This window comes from Microcystis protocystis FBCC-A270, from assembly GCF_050500235.1.
In the GTDB taxonomy this organism is placed as follows: Bacteria; Cyanobacteriota; Cyanobacteriia; order Cyanobacteriales; family Microcystaceae; genus Microcystis; species Microcystis ichthyoblabe_A.
Window position 1 is genome coordinate 343991 of the sequence record NZ_CP191407.1, and the last position, 15462, is coordinate 359452.

Genomic DNA, 15462 nt, shown 5'->3' on the forward strand with positions numbered 1-15462 from the left:
GCCGCCCTGAAACCTATGTTACTCAAAAATCCCCCGAAAATCTCCCCCAATCTGATCAAACAGCTAGAAGCGATCCTTGGCAAAGATGGAGTCATCCGTCGCAAAGATGAATTATTAACCTACGAGTGCGATGGTATCACAGGATACAGACAAAGACCCGCTCTTGTGGTGTTGCCTCGCAGTACCGCAGAAATTGCGGCGGTGGTGAAACTCTGTCACGATAACGAGATTGCCTGGGTAGCAAGGGGTGCAGGAACGGGCTTATCGGGAGGGGCGTTACCCTTAGAAGAGGGGATTCTCATCGTCACGGCGCGGATGAATCAGATTCTCAGGGTTGATTTAGATAATCAAAGGGTGGTGGTACAGCCCGGGGTGATTAATAATTGGGTGACGCAAGCGGTAAGCGGGGCGGGATTTTATTACGCACCGGATCCCTCTAGTCAAATTATCTGCTCGATCGGCGGTAATGTGGCGGAAAATTCCGGCGGGGTTCACTGTTTAAAATACGGTGTCACCACCAATCACGTTATGGGCTTAAAAATCGTCCTTCCCGACGGTTCAATTATCGATGTGGGGGGTGCGGTACCGGAACAACCGGGCTACGATTTAACCGGTTTATTTGTGGGTTCCGAGGGAACTTTAGGCATCGCCACGGAAATCACCTTAAGAATCCTGAAAACTCCGGAGTCTATCTGTGTTTTACTGGCTGATTTTACCAGTATCGAGGCGGCGGGCCAAGCGGTGGCGGATATTATTAAATCGGGAATGATTCCGGCGGGGATGGAGATTATGGATAATCTCAGTATCAACGCCGTGGAAGACGTGGTGGCTACCGGCTGTTATCCCCGGGATGCCGAGTCAGTTTTATTAGTGGAATTGGATGGTTTAGGAGTAGAAGTCGTCAGTAATAAACATCGGGTTGCCGAGATTTGCCGTCAAAATGGGGCGAGAAATATCACCACGGCTAATGATGCCGAAACCCGCTTTAAACTCTGGAAGGGCAGAAAAGCGGCTTTTGCGGCGGCGGGGAAAATTAGCCCTAATTATTTTGTCCAAGATGGGGTGATTCCGCGCACTCAATTGGTGTCTGTTCTTCAGGAAATTAAGGCTTTAAGTGAAAAATACGGTTATAAAATCGCCAATGTTTTCCACGCCGGGGATGGCAATTTACACCCGTTGATTCTCTACAATAACAAGGTAGAGGGGGCCTGGGAAGAAGTGGAGGAATTAGGCGGTGAAATTCTCAAACTTTGTGTGCGGGTTGGCGGCAGTTTATCGGGGGAACACGGTATCGGCATCGATAAAAATTGTTATATGCCTGCTATGTTCAACGAGATTGACTTAGAAACTATGGGCTATGTGCGGGACTGTTTTAATCCCAAAGGTTTAGCTAACCCGGGGAAATTATTCCCCACCCCGCGCAGCTGTGGGGAAGCCGCTAATGCGAAAATACAAGGGTTTGCGGGGGTGGATGTGTTTTAGGTTATCGGTAAGTATTGACTGATGACTGATTACAGTCCAGCTTGGGGTGCTAGGGGCAGATTGATATTAGAGGGGAAAACTGGGACTTGTCTTTCCAGAAAACGCTGAATGATTAATTCTCGGAAAATCTCTAGGTCTTTTTGCCATTGTCCCAGATATTGTTTGAGCAGATTGAATCGATCGCGGCCCTCGGACAGATTATAGTTAAAGTTGCCGGCAAATAATAGCGCCCCTAAAATTTTGCCATCGGGTAATTGCAATTTTGCCTCGTTAATCGCCACGGATAGCTGAGAGGTTTCTAACTGATAAAATAGATTGATGCCGGCTTGTAGGGGGGCCGTACCGAAATTGTGCCAGGGACCGGGGGCGAGAAGAGTTTCGGTGATGTATTTTTTAGCGGCATCGGGGCTACTGGGGAGAGGAACAATACTTTTCGGGGCGATATTCAGGGCTTGATATTCGGCTAAAGGGAGTTTATCTAGATATAAACCGACAATTTCTGGCAGTTTCAGGTTCAGGCTATCGGGGGATTTAATTATCTCCACAAAGGTAATTTTCCGGGGTTGAGCGACGATGCTGATGCCATTTTGAAAATTAACTTGAGCGTAATTGGGATTGAGTACCGGCTGGCCATTTAATTCCCAGTCGGGGGGAACTATTCCCGAATATTTGAGGAAATCAATCGTTAGCATGGCGGGATTGAGGCTTTTGGCGGTAATTGCGATGGCAAGTTCTTGTATTTCCCGCAAACTAGCCAGTGGTTGATTGGAGTTATTGTCAGTAGTGGCAATCATCAATTTTCTCCTTTTGGATATTTATCTTTTCTTTCTAAGTGGGTGGGGGTTAAAAATTGTTCAGATATCCCCCTTATTAAGGGGGGATTAAGGGTAGGGTCGTTTCATTCTCTCAAATGTCATTCTCTCAAATCCTTATCTGGTAACGTTTTTAGTCGATTTCTCCGAATAAATAGCTGAAAATTTCTAAAAACGTCGTGCTTTGCTTACCGCATAAGCGATTAAAGGTAGCAAAAAAAGAATTAGATTGCGAGAATGAAACAGCCCTAGGGATTAAGGGGGGATCAAAGACAAAATCTATCTTCAATTTAATTGAAACCACTTAAGTAGGTAGGCGTTAAAAGTTGTCAGACACCCCCCTTATCAACTATCCCTTATAGGGATCTTTCTTAACAATTTTTGCAGTAAGCACTCCAACCCTTATCCTGACTTGATTTCAGTTTTTTCTTTGTCAGTAAGGGTGTCAACAAGGAATATTACAAATTGTTAACCGAGTCTTGAAAGCCTTGTGCTACAAAGGTTTGAAATGTTAAGAAAGATGTGACTAAAGGACAGCTTATCAAGGGGGGCAGGGGGGATCCCCCCGCCTATCGGCACCCCCCTTATCAAGGGGTGAAGGGGGGATCGAACCTAAAATCCATTTTTAATTTAATTATAACCAGCTACTTACTTAGGGTTACAGTTAAATTATTCCGGGTCTCGGTGGCTTAGTTACTAATCAACTCAGACACAGGACAAGAGAGCCATTCTAGATAAGTATTACTCAATTCTTTCACCGCTAATTCATAGAATCTCTGACCGTGTTCGGGAGTCGCTAAAGCAGGATTGGAACCCATACGACCATCGGGGTAATTTTGGCGAAAATTAGCCGCACCGTAAATACCATGACCAGAAGCCACTTTTTCCGATAAAAAGGCATTTTTACGGCTTTCAGGGTAAAGATACTGAGTTAATGCCACTTCGCTCGGTGTAGCGTGGGAACCTTCCTGATCTCCATACAATTCTTTGGCTAAAAGATAAACTTCTCGCACCATAAACCAGTTGGCCACTTGACATTTAACCTCGTTTGTGTTAGGCAAATTGAGGGTATCCAAATGATAATAGGTTTCCGAAAAAGCGGCTTTTAGGGTGGCAATATTGCCCCCGTGACCATTAATAAAGAAAAATTGACGAAAACCAGCTCTAGCTAAACAAGTCACATAGTCGAGGATGACTTGAATCAAAGTGCTAGGACGAAGACTAATTGTACCAGGGAAAGCCGTGTGATGTAGGGCCATACCCACATTTAAGGTGGGTGCTACCATTGCTCGTACCTGTTTCCCCACTCCTTTAGCGATCGCCTCAGCACATAGAGCATCTGTACCAATAAGTCCCGTCGGCCCGTGTTGTTCCGTGGAACCAATAGGAATAATAATTCCCTGAGATTGTTCTAGATAGGATTCCACCTCTAACCAGGTGGATAACTGTAATAACATTCGGCTCTACCCCCCCGAGTGCAGGTTGACCAATTGAGATAAAATTAGGACGAATAATCAAGTATTTTTATGTTAACCCTTGACACCCCCCCCTTGTCGGCGAGTACGGATTTCGTTCCCAATCATCGGATTTTAATCGTTGAAGATGAAGAAGTGATTCGGGATATGATTATTTTGGCTTTGGAAGAAGAAGGTTACGAGGCGCTCGGTGTTAGTGATGGTCGGGCTGCTTTAGAATTGCTGCAAAGTCAAGAATCTACTAATCACGGTGAATCTCGGTTTGATTTGGTCGTTTTGGATTTAATGCTACCCCAAATCAGTGGTCTTGATATCTGCCGTCTGTTGCGCTATCACGGCAATATTATCCCGATTTTAATCTTAAGTGCTAAGGCCAGCGAAACCGATCGAGTTTTGGGTTTAGAAGTGGGTGCCGATGATTATCTGACTAAACCTTTTAGTATGCGCGAATTAGTCGCTCGTTGTCGCGCTCTGATTCGTCGTCAAGGATTTACTTCCCTAGCTGCCGCTCCCGTGCGAAAATTCCGCGATGTTCTTCTTTATCCCCAGGAATGTCGGGTGACGGTGCGAGATGAAGAAATTAACCTTTCTCCTAAAGAATTCCGTCTCCTCGACCTATTTATGAGTTATCCGCGCCGAGTTTGGTCAAGAGAGCAGTTAATTGAACAAATTTGGGGGCCAGATTTTTTAGGAGATACCAAAACCGTCGATGTTCACATTCGCTGGTTACGCGAAAAACTGGAAATCGATCCCAGTCAACCAGAATACCTGATTACTGTACGCGGTTTCGGTTATCGTTTTGGCTAGGTGAGCGATTATATTTTCAAGTTTAGCGATCGCCGCTCGCGCAGACAATGACTATTTTCGCTTTTATTTTCGGAGTAGTTTTAGGTTTGAGTATTTGTTATTGGCAAGTCTCACGCTTAAATAGAGAGTTAAAGCGAACCCTAAGCGCTCTCTCGGATTCGGTGGATTTGTCGGCCTCTTTTCCCGTTACCTCCCTGGTGCGTCGAGAATTACAGTTTCTCTCCCAAAGTCTGCAAGAGCGAGAAAAGAGTTTAGAAATTCAGAAATCCTTGCTAGAACTAGCGCCGATCGCCTATCTTCATATAGATACCGATAATCAACTGCTCTGGTGTAATCAACAGGCAATTACCCTCTTAAAACTCGATCGCTGGCAGCCAGATCAAGTGCGTCTGCTGCTGGAATTAGTGCGCTCCTACGAATTAGATCAATTAATTCAAGAAACTCGCCAAAAACAGAGTCCACAGGTGCAAACTTGGACTTTTTACCCGACTAATTATCCTGTCAACCCCATTAGCGATCGCCAAGTGATTGCTCCTAAATCGATTGCCTTGAAGGGTTACGGTTATCCCTTGCCAGAAGGTGAAATCGCTGTATTTATCGAAAATAGACAGCCTTTAGTGGAATTATCGCAAAATCGCGAGCGAGCTTTCTCTGACTTAACTCACGAGTTACGCACTCCCTTAACCTCCATTTCTCTCCTTACCGAAGCTTTACAAAAACGCCTCCAAGCTCCCGAAAGACGCTGGTTAGAACAAATGGGGAAAGAAGTGGAGCGTTTGAGTCAATTAGTCTGCGATTGGCTAGAAATCAGTGAATTACAAGCGGATGCGGGGCGATCTTTACAATACCAGATGATTAATCTAGAGGAATTAATCAGCGCTGCTTGGCAGACTGTCACCCCAATAGCCGCCCAAAAACAGATTAGCTTAGATTATTCCTCTCCGGTGGATTGGACGGTAGAAGTCGATCACTCTCGTCTGCTGCAAGTTTTCCTGAATCTCTTTGATAATGCCATTAAGTATAGTCCCGATCAGGGGAAAATTCGCCTAGAAATTCGAGAAATATCCGATACTATCGGGGAAAAATGGCTGAAAATTGACGTTATCGACAACGGGAAGGGATTTAACGAAGCGGATCTACCCTACGTTTTTGATCGCCTCTTTCGTGGTGATCCTTCCCGCACCCGTCAAAAACAAAGCACAAAGGATTATAGTACCGGTTTAGGTTTATCGATTGCCAAAGAGATTATTCAAGCCCATGGCGGTTCGATCGTCGCTCAAAATGATCCTAACACCGGTGGCGCTCGCCTACAAGTCACTCTCCCCCGTCAAAAAAAGGCAGTGGGGTGATGGGTGTGGGGTGTGGGGAGAAAAAAATCTGTCAAGTTCTCTAGACAACTGTACAAAATCGAAAATTTTCTTGTTATCACTGTAGAGAAAGAGTAGTTTTATGTTAAGCGAATCTGACCGTGAGCCTATCCAAAGAAACCAATCATCCCGATCGCACCTATTTCGCTCGTTCTCTCCAGCGATTGGAACAGGATGTGCTGAGAATGGGAACCTTGGTCGAAGAATCCTTTCGTCTTAGTCATCAATCCCTTTTTGCTAGGGATTTAGAAATGGCGAAAAAAATCCCCCCCCTTGACAAGGAAATCGATCGCTACTACCGTCAAATCGAGTTAGATTGCGCCACTCTCATGACTCTACAGGCTCCCGTAGCCCAAGATTTGCGGCTTTTAAGTGCTTTTATGCAATTAGTGCGCGATTTGGAACGTATCGGCGATTATGCTAAGGATTTAGCCGAAATAGCACTCAAGTTATTCGCCTACACTCCCCACGATTGTATGGGTGAGATCGAGGCTATGTCCCACCATGCTCAGTATATGTTAGCCACGAGCCTGGTTGCCCTGGCCGACCTCGATCAAGAAGCCGGTCCCAAGGTCAAAGAACTAGATAATACGGTCGATCGAGCCTATGATTATCTCTATCACACTCTCGCCCATCAAAGAGATATCAAGGGTGTGGTGGAACCAATCTTGCTGATGGCTTTACTAATCCGTCATCTGGAACGCATGGCCGATCACGCCACCAATATCGCCCAAAGGGTATCTTACATCGTTACCGGACAGAGAGGCTGAGGGTGTGGAGGCTCCTGAGATGATTTCTCTCGAACTCTGGCCCTTGCTTTTAGCGTTTACGACTCAGGGGGTTTAAAATTTCACTTAACCCCTCTCCCAAGAGAGATAAACCCACCACCATCGTGGTCATTGCTAATCCGGGGAATAAAGTGGTCCACCAGATACCTGTAGATAAATCCGCCAAAGCTTCCTTGAGATCATGACCCCATTCCGGCACTTCTTCTGGTAATCCTAAGCCTAAAAAGCCTAAACCGCCTAAAACAAGGATCGCATCCGCCGCGTTGAGGGTAAACAGAACCGGGACACTCTGGACGACATTAAAGAAAAGATATTTTGATAATATACGACCCGGTGTAGCTCCGATCGCTCGCGCCGCTTCGATAAATAACTCATTTTTAACGCTGGCGGTTTGATTTCTGACCACGCGAAAATATTGGGGAATATAGGCAATGCTAACAGCGATCGCTACATTGAGGATACCACGACCCAAAACGAAGGCCAGAGCCACCGATAATAATAACCCCGGCAAGGTGTAGAGGGTATCCATGAGAAAGAGGAGAACGCGATCGATTTTACCTCCCAAATAACCGCTAATTAACCCCAAAGGAACCCCGATGACTAAAGATAATCCTGTGGCCAAAAATACCACGGACAAGGCCGCTCGCGCCCCGAATAGGGTGCGGGAAAAGACATCATAACCGCGCACATTCGTCCCGAACCAATGGGCAGAACTGGGGGCTTGTAGGGGATAATTGCTTAAAATGTCGGTTGGATCCTGAATCAGTCCGAACGCTTGCAGAAGGGGCGAAAACAGGGCAATCAGGATAAAAATAATTGTCAATACCAACCCAACCCCTAGGAGTTTAGTGGTTAGGTTGGGTTTCAGAAAAGGATCGATCGGCAATTTAACAGGAGTCATCGACAAAATTTAGCCATTGCATAGAACGCTAATTGTACAAGAGCAGTGTTTTTTCAAACAGCCGGGGCCGAAACGACCATAAACCAGAGCAAGACTGCTAAAGCTAAAACAGTTAGTTTAATCAGGACATAAAGCAGTCCGTTGGGATAAAGGAGATCGTGAAACATATTGCCTCCTCGGGAGAGAGTAGCGATTGTCCCTCTCTATCTTTGATCCTAAGTCTTTTTCTGTTCACCTGACGCACAACTTAACAAAACGTGCGATTATAGGGAAAAAGATTTTTTTTACTAGCTATGGCATTACTGACCACAGGAAAACCATTTATTCGCGATCTGGAACAATACGGTGCTTTAGGCGTTTACGCACCCTTAGAAGGGGGTTACGAGGGACGCTATCAAAGACGTTTACGGGCCACTGGTTACAATGTCCTGCATATCACCGCTAGAGGTCTAGGGGATTTAAGTGCCTATCTTACCGGCATTCATGGAGTCCGTCCCCCCCATTTAGGTAAAAAAAATATTGGTCGGGAAGCAGCCGTGGGACCGGTTTATTTTATTCCTCCCATTGCTACCTATCAATTGGAAAATTTACCCCCCAAATCTAAAGGTTTAGTGATTTGGATTATTGAAAGTTTTGTTTTATCCTCGGAAGAAAAACAATACTTAATTAGTCTTAGTCAACAGGAACCCCGGTTAAAATTTGTCCTCGAATTGGGTGGGGAAAGATATTTCCGTTGGCAACCTTTGAGCAAATCTTTAGTCGCTGCCTAAATTACCGAAATAACACGGTTATTGAAATATCTCATCCTCAAACCCTCTCCCCGGAGAGGGAAACTTCAATTCTTGAGAGTTTGTTGTTCCTTTCTCACCCTTTGGTAGCTATTCATTTAATTTTCTTAATTTTGCGAGTTGGCCTAGGGGAATTTGCCATAATATGGGATATCGTTGCCGCAAAAAACCTAGGAGTTAGATCGTGACAGTAAGAGTTCGTATTGCCCCCAGTCCCACGGGAAATTTACACATTGGAACCGCGCGCACAGCCGTGTTTAACTGGCTTTTTGCCCATCATCACCGGGGTAAATTTATCTTGCGCGTGGAAGATACAGATTTAGAACGTTCTCGACCAGAATATACCGAAAATATTCAAGCGGGCCTACAATGGTTAGGACTGAATTGGGATGAAGGTCCTTTTTTTCAAACTCAACGCCTTAATTATTATCGTCAAGCTATTCAAACCCTGCTCGATCGAGGTTTAGCCTATCGTTGTTATTGTACCCCGGAAGAATTGGAAAAAATGCGGGAAGAACAAAAAGCCCGCAATCTTGCCCCCCGTTACGATAATCGTCATCGTTATCTCACCCCCGAACAACAAGCTCAATTCGAGCAAGCGGGAAGAAAAGCAGTAATTCGTTTTATTATTGATGATGATCGAGAAATTATTTGGCAGGATTTAATCCGGGAAAAAGTTATCTGGAAAGGTAGTGATTTAGGTGGCGATATGGTGATCGCTCGTACCTCGGAAAATGCGGAAGAAAACTTCGGTCAGCCTCTCTATAATTTAGCGGTAGTTGTTGATGATATCGATATGGAAATTACCCATGTTATTCGTGGGGAAGATCACATCGCTAATACGGCTAAACAAATTCTTTTATACGAAGCTTTAGGGGCAAAAGTGCCGGAGTTTGCCCACAGTCCTTTGATCTTAAATCAGGAGGGTCGCAAGTTATCTAAACGGGATGGAGTCACTTCGATCGATGATTTCCGAAAACTGGGTTTTTTGCCGCAAGCTTTGGTTAATTACATGACTCTCCTCGGTTGGACTCCTCCCGATTCCACTGAAGAAATTTTTACCCTTGAAGCGGCCGCTGAAGTGTTTAGTTTAGAACGGGTAAATAAAGCGGGCGCAAAATTTGACTGGACGAAATTGGATTGGATTAATAGTCAATATCTTCATCGTTTAACTGGTGAGGAATTAGTGCCTTTACTTCTCCCCTACTGGCAAGAAGCGGGGTATAATTTTGATGCTGAAACCGATCGAGCTTGGTTGATCGGTTTGGCTACTCTCATCGGTCCGAGTTTAACTCGTTTAAGCGATGCTGTCGCCGAAAGTCGCTTACTTTTAAACCCTCTGGCTAATTATAATCAGGAGGCTTTGAGTCAATTACAATTAGAGGGAGTTAAGGATATTATCAAGGATATTCTCGCCGCTATTACTCCCGCTTTGACTGGAGAAGTTGCTAAGGGTATTGTGGAGACAACAACTAAAGCCCATCGGGTTAAAAAAGGTCTGGTGATGAAGTCTCTACGCGCTGCTTTGATGGGGGAGTTACACGGTCCGGATTTAATGCAGTCTTGGCTACTTCTCAATCAAAAAGGTTGGGATCTATCCCGTCTTCAGCAAGCAGTAAATAGTTAAATTGATCGGCTATCAGTTATCAGAAAATTTCTCGTATATTAGGGTTGACAAATGCCCTAATATTGCTATATACTTTCTAGTATAATGGGAATCCGTGTCGCCCTGCATACCCTGCTCGTGATCGATTACTGAGGGGATGGGGGCGAATTTTTCGTTTTTTTCCCCTAGCTGTCAGGGACGATCTAGAAACTTTCTTAATTTTCAGGCATTATCCACAACTTTTACCTAAATATAGATTTGTTAATCTCCTGACAAAAAGCTATGGGTGAAAAAAAACGAATTGGAATTCTCACCAGTGGTGGCGACTGTGCGGGTTTAAATGCCGCCATTCGTGCCGTTGTCCACCATGCCAGTGGCAATTATGGCTGGGAAGTGGTGGGTATTCGAGAAGCAACTAACGGATTAGTTAGCCGTCCCCCAAAAACCACTATCTTTGATATTGAAGGAGTCGATCGCCTGTTAGTGATGGGGGGAACAATTCTCGGTACTACCAATAAGGGGGATCCCTTCGCTTTCCCGATGCCGGATGGAACCCTGATCGATCGCTCTCAGGACATCATCGACGGCTATCATAGTCTGGGACTGGATGCCCTGATCGGCATCGGTGGCGATGGTAGTCTGGCGATTTTGCGCCGTATTGCCCAACAGGGAGGCATTAATCTGATTGGTATCCCAAAAACCATCGATAATGATGTGGGAGCTACAGAAGTCTCCATCGGCTTCGATACAGCTACTAATATCGCCACAGAAGCCCTCGATCGCCTCCATTTTACCGCCGCTAGTCATAACCGGGTGATGATTCTAGAAGTTATGGGTAGAGATGCCGGCCATATCGCCCTGGCTGCCGGTATTGCGGGGGGGGCCGATATCATTCTCATTCCCGAAATTCCCTACCGATTAGAGAAGGTCTGCGAGAAGATCCGGCAACGGCAGCGTATGGATAAACAGTTTTCTCTGATTATTGTCTCCGAGGCTGTGCGTACCGAAACTGGCAATCGCCTAGTGCAAAAGGAAGCCCTAGGAGAAGATCGTCTCGGGGGTATCGGTCGCTATTTAGCCGAAGAAGTTGCCAGGGAAACCGGGGCCGAAACGAGAGTGACTTTCCTGGGCCACATTCAACGGGGGGGTATTCCTTCTCCGATGGATCGCTTACTGGGGGCGGCTTTTGGCGTGGCGGCCGTGGATCTGATCGCCAGGAGGGAATTCGATCGCATGGTGGCCTGGCAAAATCGGCAAGTGGTCAGTGTTCCCATTGAGGAGGCGATTAAAACCTATCGCATCGTCGATCTCGAAGAAACTTTAGTCAAAACCGCCAGGGGTTTGGGTATTTGTCTAGGGGATTGAGATTAAATCTAGGGGAATCGGTGCGAGAATTAACCCTTAAGTATCGCCCTTTCCCCACCGATTAAAATTACCCCTCAAATAAAGAAGTTATTTCACCATTAATATAACTGCTGTAATTAACTTACGTTATGGTATAGAATTACAATATTTATTAAATTTTACCCTATCGATCCAAAAAATCTTTTTCTACCACAATAAACTACTTTTGAGCAATTAATTAATAAAATTTAATAAGTAGAAGCACAGGCAAAAAATAAAACCCTCTCAACTGACTGAATGAAGGGGCATTTATGGTATTTTTGTCAGCAATTTAGCCTACTTTTATGGTTTGAGTTTGCGTTTGAGGGTTGAAGCTGCGCCGAGAGTGCCGAGGGTTAATAAGCTGAGGACTGTAGAGGGTTCGGGAACTGTAGTTGAGATCATAAAGCTTCCACCATCCGCAGCAACTGTTAGACTAGGATTTCCCTGTAGCTTGATGTTCAAGGTGGAAAAAGTCCCCAACAACGCCACAGAACCGTAAGCGGAACGAGCACCAGTAGTCGGAGGGGGAGTGAAGGGAGAAAGACCAACGCCAGTAAACGGATTCACATCGGCGATGATTTTGTTCGTGGTATCGACTGTTAAACCATCGCCACCACCACCGTTACCGCTCAATAAACTGAGTGCGATTGAACCATTGCTGGGATCGGAGAAATCATAGATCATCTCGTCAAGATTGGCAACGTGGAAGGTGGGATTGGTCACGGGCGAGCTAAACTGAATCGTTAAAGTCGCACTCTGGCTGCTTGCTCCTGCGAACATACCATAACCTACCCGATCACCTAAATTTTGGGATGGAGTATAGATGTTGCTGTAGCTGTATTGGGGAGTAGTATTATCGATTGTTGTTCCTGCCCAATCTGTCGGGTTAATGCCTAGAATCTGAAAGTTAGAGGAGCCACCAGCGAGTATAGAACCTGTAACGTTCACTCCCCCTAGGGTTCCCGCGAATGTTCCTGTGCCTGGTCCCCCAGGGGTAAAGGTATTCAAGTCAAGGAAAACTACTGCTGCTTTCGCTTGGGGGGTCGCGATGAGGATACTGCTTGTGAGCGCAGAGATGGATAACAATGAGACAAATTTCATTTTTTAGTGGTTTTAAGATAAACGTCGGCAAATATACACACTTCTCCCCCCCCCATTGTATTAAAAGCTACAATTTTATAAATCTTTACATTTCTCTCCCTCATGGCTGACGCTAGTATCTGCGCTACTTCCTTGTCAGCATCAGGATTTTCAGCGATTTTGGGATTTTCAGGATTATTGGATGACGATGTAAAATAATACACCACCAATGCCGGGCGATATGGAATCACTACACTCCGAAGGAAATGCGATCGCTAAAATATTGAAATGTTTCCTTAAACTGATTATTATATGAAAGAGATTGTTTTCTATCGTACCCAGTCAGGAGCCAGCCCCGTTGAAGATTTTTTAAATTCTCTGTCTGGAAAACAAGCTCAAAAAGTTGGGTTTTACGCTTAATTCAGGAGTTAGATTCTGTCCCGAGTCAATACCTGAAAAAATTAGTCAATACTGATGATATTTGGGAAGTGAGAGTTTAGGTTGGCAATAATATATTCCGTCTGCTGGGCTTTTTTGGAGAAAGTGATTTAATGATTTTAACGAACGGATTTGCCAAAAAGACTCAAAAAACACCATCCCAAGAGATTAATTTGGCACAGCAACGAAAACGAGACTACTTAAACAGGAGATTCGACGATGAGTGATGTGGAACAATATATTAACAGAAGAAAACAAACTGACAGTCAATTTTCCCAAGGCTTCGAGTCTGGTTATCTCAGTTTCAAGCTGGGAGTTATATTAGCGCAGGCAAGAGAAGAAGCTGGACTGACCCAGGAAGAATTAGCGCGTAAGTTAAATTGGGATAAAGCAACAGTTTTCAACCTAGAAGAGAACGTGGAATCTGTCGGTATTTCTACTTTCTGGGAAGGTCGATTAATTGCCAAGCTAATTTAGCAGCCCCCACCATCCCGGCGCGATTACCTAACTCAGCCGTTAACACCTCTAATCCTTCTCTGGAACTAGGTAAAACCCGTCTTTCGATTTCTGTGAGGAGAGAGGGAAAGAAAAACTTAGCACTGGCACTAATACCGCCGCCGATAATTACCGCCTCTGGGGTGAGAACATAGAGTAAACTGGCGATACCAGCCCCCAGTAAACAACCGTAACCCTGCCAGAATTCTAAAGCCTCTCGATCGCCTTTTTCGGCCAATTCCGCCAATTGCTTCGGTTCTTTGCCAGTCATCCGGCGAATAGCTTGCAGGGAGGCGTACTGTTCCAAGGAACCCTGATTACCGCTATTGCACAATGGACCGTCAAAATTGAGGGTTATTAAGCCTAATTCTGCGGCCGCTCCCTTGCTGCCCACAAATAAGTTACCATCGAGGATAATTGCCCCTCCTACTCCCGTTCCCAAGGTCAACAGGATCAAGTTTTGAAAGCGTTTGCCCGCTCCTAACCAAGCTTCTCCCAAACCGGCACAATTGGCATCATTGGCTAAAATTGTCGGCATTCCCGTACTTTCTTCTAACCAATCGGCCAGGGGAATATCCCGCCATCCTGCCAAATTAATCGCTATTTTGGCAATTCTTCCCTGAGCATCCGTCGGACCCGGCGCTCCCACACCGATGGCTTGACAACTTTTATCTAAATTTACTTGACAAATGCCTTGATGTATGGTATGGGCGACTTCTTTGGGTGTAGCGGGTTGGGGAGTGGGCAAGGTGAGAGATTCGAGACAATTGCCCTCTTGGTCAAATTTACCAATTTTAATAGCGGTTCCACCTAAATCGACACCTATGACTGTTTTCACCATCGGGCTTTCCTTGTTACTCTGGGAATAGGTAGGTTTATTATCACTCTTTTTGGCGGTTTTTTTCGCAGTTAGATGTGATCGAGAGGATAATTAGGCTAAACTGGCAAAACTAGCTCATTGATTAGCCCCAAATTTCTTCTATAGTTTAGATACCTGCACCTTATTTCCTGATTTTTACCCATTTTAAAAATGATGAATATTACCATCCCCACTCTCTACGATAGCGATTATCAGCTTTGGTTAGAAAATACTATCAACCAATTGCGTCAAGGGGATTTTCAAGGGGTAGATTGGCAAAATTTATTAGAGGAGTTGGCAGATTTGGGGAAAAGTGAACGACGAGCATTAGAAAGTTTATTAACTCGACTTTTAGAACATTTACTGAAGTTAACTTACTGGCAATCCCAACGGGATTATAATCAAGCTGGATGGAAAAAAGAAATTCGCAATTTTCGGATTCAGATCAAAAAAATTCTTAAAGAGAGTCCCAGTTTAAAGCTCTATTTAAGAGAAATTTTGCAGGAATGTTATCTCGATGCTCGCAATCTGCTTATTGACGAAACCGAATTAGATGCTAGTATTTTCCCTCTGGAAGTGTTAGCTAATCTAGAGGAGATTCTCGATCAAAATTGGCTGCCGGATTGGGAAGCTATCAGCAAGGATTCTGAACAGTGCAATTAAGGAGTAAAAAATGATGAATATGACCATTTCAAATCTCTACGATAGGGATTATCAACTTTGGTTAGAAAACACTATCAACCAATTGCGTCAAGGCGATTTTCAAGGGGTAGATTGGCAGAATTTATTAGAGGAGTTGGCAGATTTGGAGAAAAGTGAACGACGAGCATTAGAAAGTTTATTAACTCGACTTTTAGAACATTTACTGAAGTTAACTTACTGGCAATCCCAACGAGATTATCATCAAGCAGGATGGAAAGGGGAAATTAGAACCTTTCGGAAACAAATCAAGAAATTACTGAGAGATAGTCCCAGTCTCAAACCCTATTTATCCGAGATACTTGAGAAATGTTACAGCGATGCTCGGGAGATAATTATTGATATAACCCAATTAGATGCCAGTATTTTCCCCGGGGAATTGTTAGCTAATCTCGAGGAGATTCTCGATGAAAATTGGCTGCCGGATTGGGAAGCTATCAGCAATGATTCTGAAAAGTGCAATTAAGGAGTAAAAAATC

The 15462-nt window shown here is 44.7% G+C and carries 17 protein-coding genes; 11 read left to right on the forward strand and 6 right to left on the reverse strand.

What is annotated here, in order from left to right; genetic code table 11:
* The first annotated feature begins 15 nt into the window (after positions 1-15).
* A complete protein-coding gene (gene glcD, locus ACQY1X_RS01725; RefSeq protein ID WP_430013840.1) occupies positions 16-1482 on the forward strand; it encodes a glycolate oxidase subunit GlcD in 1467 nt (488 codons plus the stop codon).
* Between the two features lie 29 nt (positions 1483-1511).
* Here glcD and ACQY1X_RS01730 read toward each other — a convergent pair whose 3' ends face one another.
* The gene (locus ACQY1X_RS01730) at positions 1512-2276 is read right to left on the reverse strand and encodes a hypothetical protein (RefSeq protein ID WP_430013841.1); all 765 of its coding nucleotides are present in this window, start codon (positions 2274-2276) and stop codon (positions 1512-1514) included.
* A gap of 707 nt (positions 2277-2983) precedes the next feature.
* A complete protein-coding gene (locus ACQY1X_RS01735) occupies positions 2984-3751 on the reverse strand; it encodes a creatininase family protein (protein WP_430013842.1) in 768 nt (255 codons plus the stop codon).
* 69 nt (positions 3752-3820) lie between these two features.
* On the opposite strand from ACQY1X_RS01735, the gene ACQY1X_RS01740 reads away from it, so the two are divergent.
* The 3 genes from ACQY1X_RS01740 (at position 3821) to phoU (ending at position 6713) form a co-directional block, all read left to right on the forward strand.
* Positions 3821-4576 carry a response regulator transcription factor gene (locus tag ACQY1X_RS01740; protein ID WP_430013843.1) on the forward strand — a complete coding sequence of 252 codons (756 nt, stop codon included), beginning with the start codon at positions 3821-3823 and terminating at the stop codon, positions 4574-4576.
* A gap of 47 nt (positions 4577-4623) precedes the next feature.
* Positions 4624-5925 (forward strand): sensor histidine kinase, encoded by a 1302-nt coding sequence (locus ACQY1X_RS01745; protein WP_430015304.1) that lies wholly within the window; start codon positions 4624-4626, stop codon positions 5923-5925.
* A gap of 119 nt (positions 5926-6044) precedes the next feature.
* Positions 6045-6713: a phosphate signaling complex protein PhoU gene (phoU, locus tag ACQY1X_RS01750; protein ID WP_046662732.1), complete on the forward strand. Its 669-nt coding sequence runs from the start codon at positions 6045-6047 to the stop codon at positions 6711-6713.
* A gap of 49 nt (positions 6714-6762) precedes the next feature.
* Here phoU and ACQY1X_RS01755 read toward each other — a convergent pair whose 3' ends face one another.
* Positions 6763-7632: an ABC transporter permease gene (locus tag ACQY1X_RS01755; protein WP_016515633.1), complete on the reverse strand. Its 870-nt coding sequence runs from the start codon at positions 7630-7632 to the stop codon at positions 6763-6765.
* 293 nt (positions 7633-7925) lie between these two features.
* Between ACQY1X_RS01755 and ACQY1X_RS01760 the strand changes: the two genes are divergently transcribed.
* From ACQY1X_RS01760 to ACQY1X_RS01770, 3 genes are all read left to right on the forward strand, one after another.
* A complete protein-coding gene (locus ACQY1X_RS01760) occupies positions 7926-8402 on the forward strand; it encodes an NAD(P)H-quinone oxidoreductase subunit N (RefSeq protein ID WP_430013845.1) in 477 nt (158 codons plus the stop codon).
* Between the two features lie 202 nt (positions 8403-8604).
* On the forward strand, positions 8605-10047 hold the full coding sequence (gene gltX / locus ACQY1X_RS01765; protein ID WP_430013846.1) for a glutamate--tRNA ligase: 1443 nt from the start codon (positions 8605-8607) through the stop codon (positions 10045-10047).
* A 261-nt stretch (positions 10048-10308) separates the two neighbouring features.
* The gene (locus ACQY1X_RS01770; RefSeq protein ID WP_002735114.1) at positions 10309-11391 is read left to right on the forward strand and encodes an ATP-dependent 6-phosphofructokinase; all 1083 of its coding nucleotides are present in this window, start codon (positions 10309-10311) and stop codon (positions 11389-11391) included.
* Positions 11392-11712: 321 nt separating this feature from the next.
* Here the strand turns inward: ACQY1X_RS01770 and ACQY1X_RS01775 are convergent, their stop codons facing one another.
* Both ACQY1X_RS01775 and ACQY1X_RS01780 read right to left on the reverse strand, forming a co-directional pair.
* The gene (locus tag ACQY1X_RS01775; RefSeq protein WP_430015305.1) at positions 11713-12513 is read right to left on the reverse strand and encodes a PEP-CTERM sorting domain-containing protein; all 801 of its coding nucleotides are present in this window, start codon (positions 12511-12513) and stop codon (positions 11713-11715) included.
* A complete protein-coding gene (locus tag ACQY1X_RS01780) occupies positions 12510-12743 on the reverse strand; it encodes a hypothetical protein (protein ID WP_430015306.1) in 234 nt (77 codons plus the stop codon). Before ACQY1X_RS01780 ends, ACQY1X_RS01775 begins: the two co-directional genes overlap by 4 nt.
* Positions 12744-13043: 300 nt before the next feature.
* Between ACQY1X_RS01780 and ACQY1X_RS01785 the strand changes: the two genes are divergently transcribed.
* Positions 13044-13157 carry a type II toxin-antitoxin system RelE/ParE family toxin gene (locus ACQY1X_RS01785; protein WP_430013847.1) on the forward strand — a complete coding sequence of 38 codons (114 nt, stop codon included), beginning with the start codon at positions 13044-13046 and terminating at the stop codon, positions 13155-13157.
* A complete protein-coding gene (locus ACQY1X_RS01790) occupies positions 13150-13407 on the forward strand; it encodes a helix-turn-helix domain-containing protein (protein WP_002736118.1) in 258 nt (85 codons plus the stop codon). The genes ACQY1X_RS01785 and ACQY1X_RS01790 overlap by 8 nt, the downstream gene beginning before the upstream one ends.
* On the opposite strand, the gene ACQY1X_RS01795 is transcribed toward ACQY1X_RS01790, so the two are convergent.
* Positions 13367-14266: an ROK family protein gene (locus tag ACQY1X_RS01795; RefSeq protein ID WP_430015307.1), complete on the reverse strand. Its 900-nt coding sequence runs from the start codon at positions 14264-14266 to the stop codon at positions 13367-13369. The genes ACQY1X_RS01790 and ACQY1X_RS01795 overlap by 41 nt on opposite strands.
* Positions 14267-14455: 189 nt before the next feature.
* Here ACQY1X_RS01795 and ACQY1X_RS01800 point away from each other — a divergent pair, with 189 nt between their 5' ends.
* Complete coding sequence (locus ACQY1X_RS01800; protein ID WP_272071883.1) at positions 14456-14947, forward strand: DUF29 domain-containing protein; 492 nt, start codon at positions 14456-14458, stop codon at positions 14945-14947.
* 10 nt (positions 14948-14957) lie between these two features.
* A complete protein-coding gene (locus ACQY1X_RS01805) occupies positions 14958-15449 on the forward strand; it encodes a DUF29 domain-containing protein (protein ID WP_430015308.1) in 492 nt (163 codons plus the stop codon).
* The last annotated feature ends 13 nt before the right edge of the window (positions 15450-15462 follow it).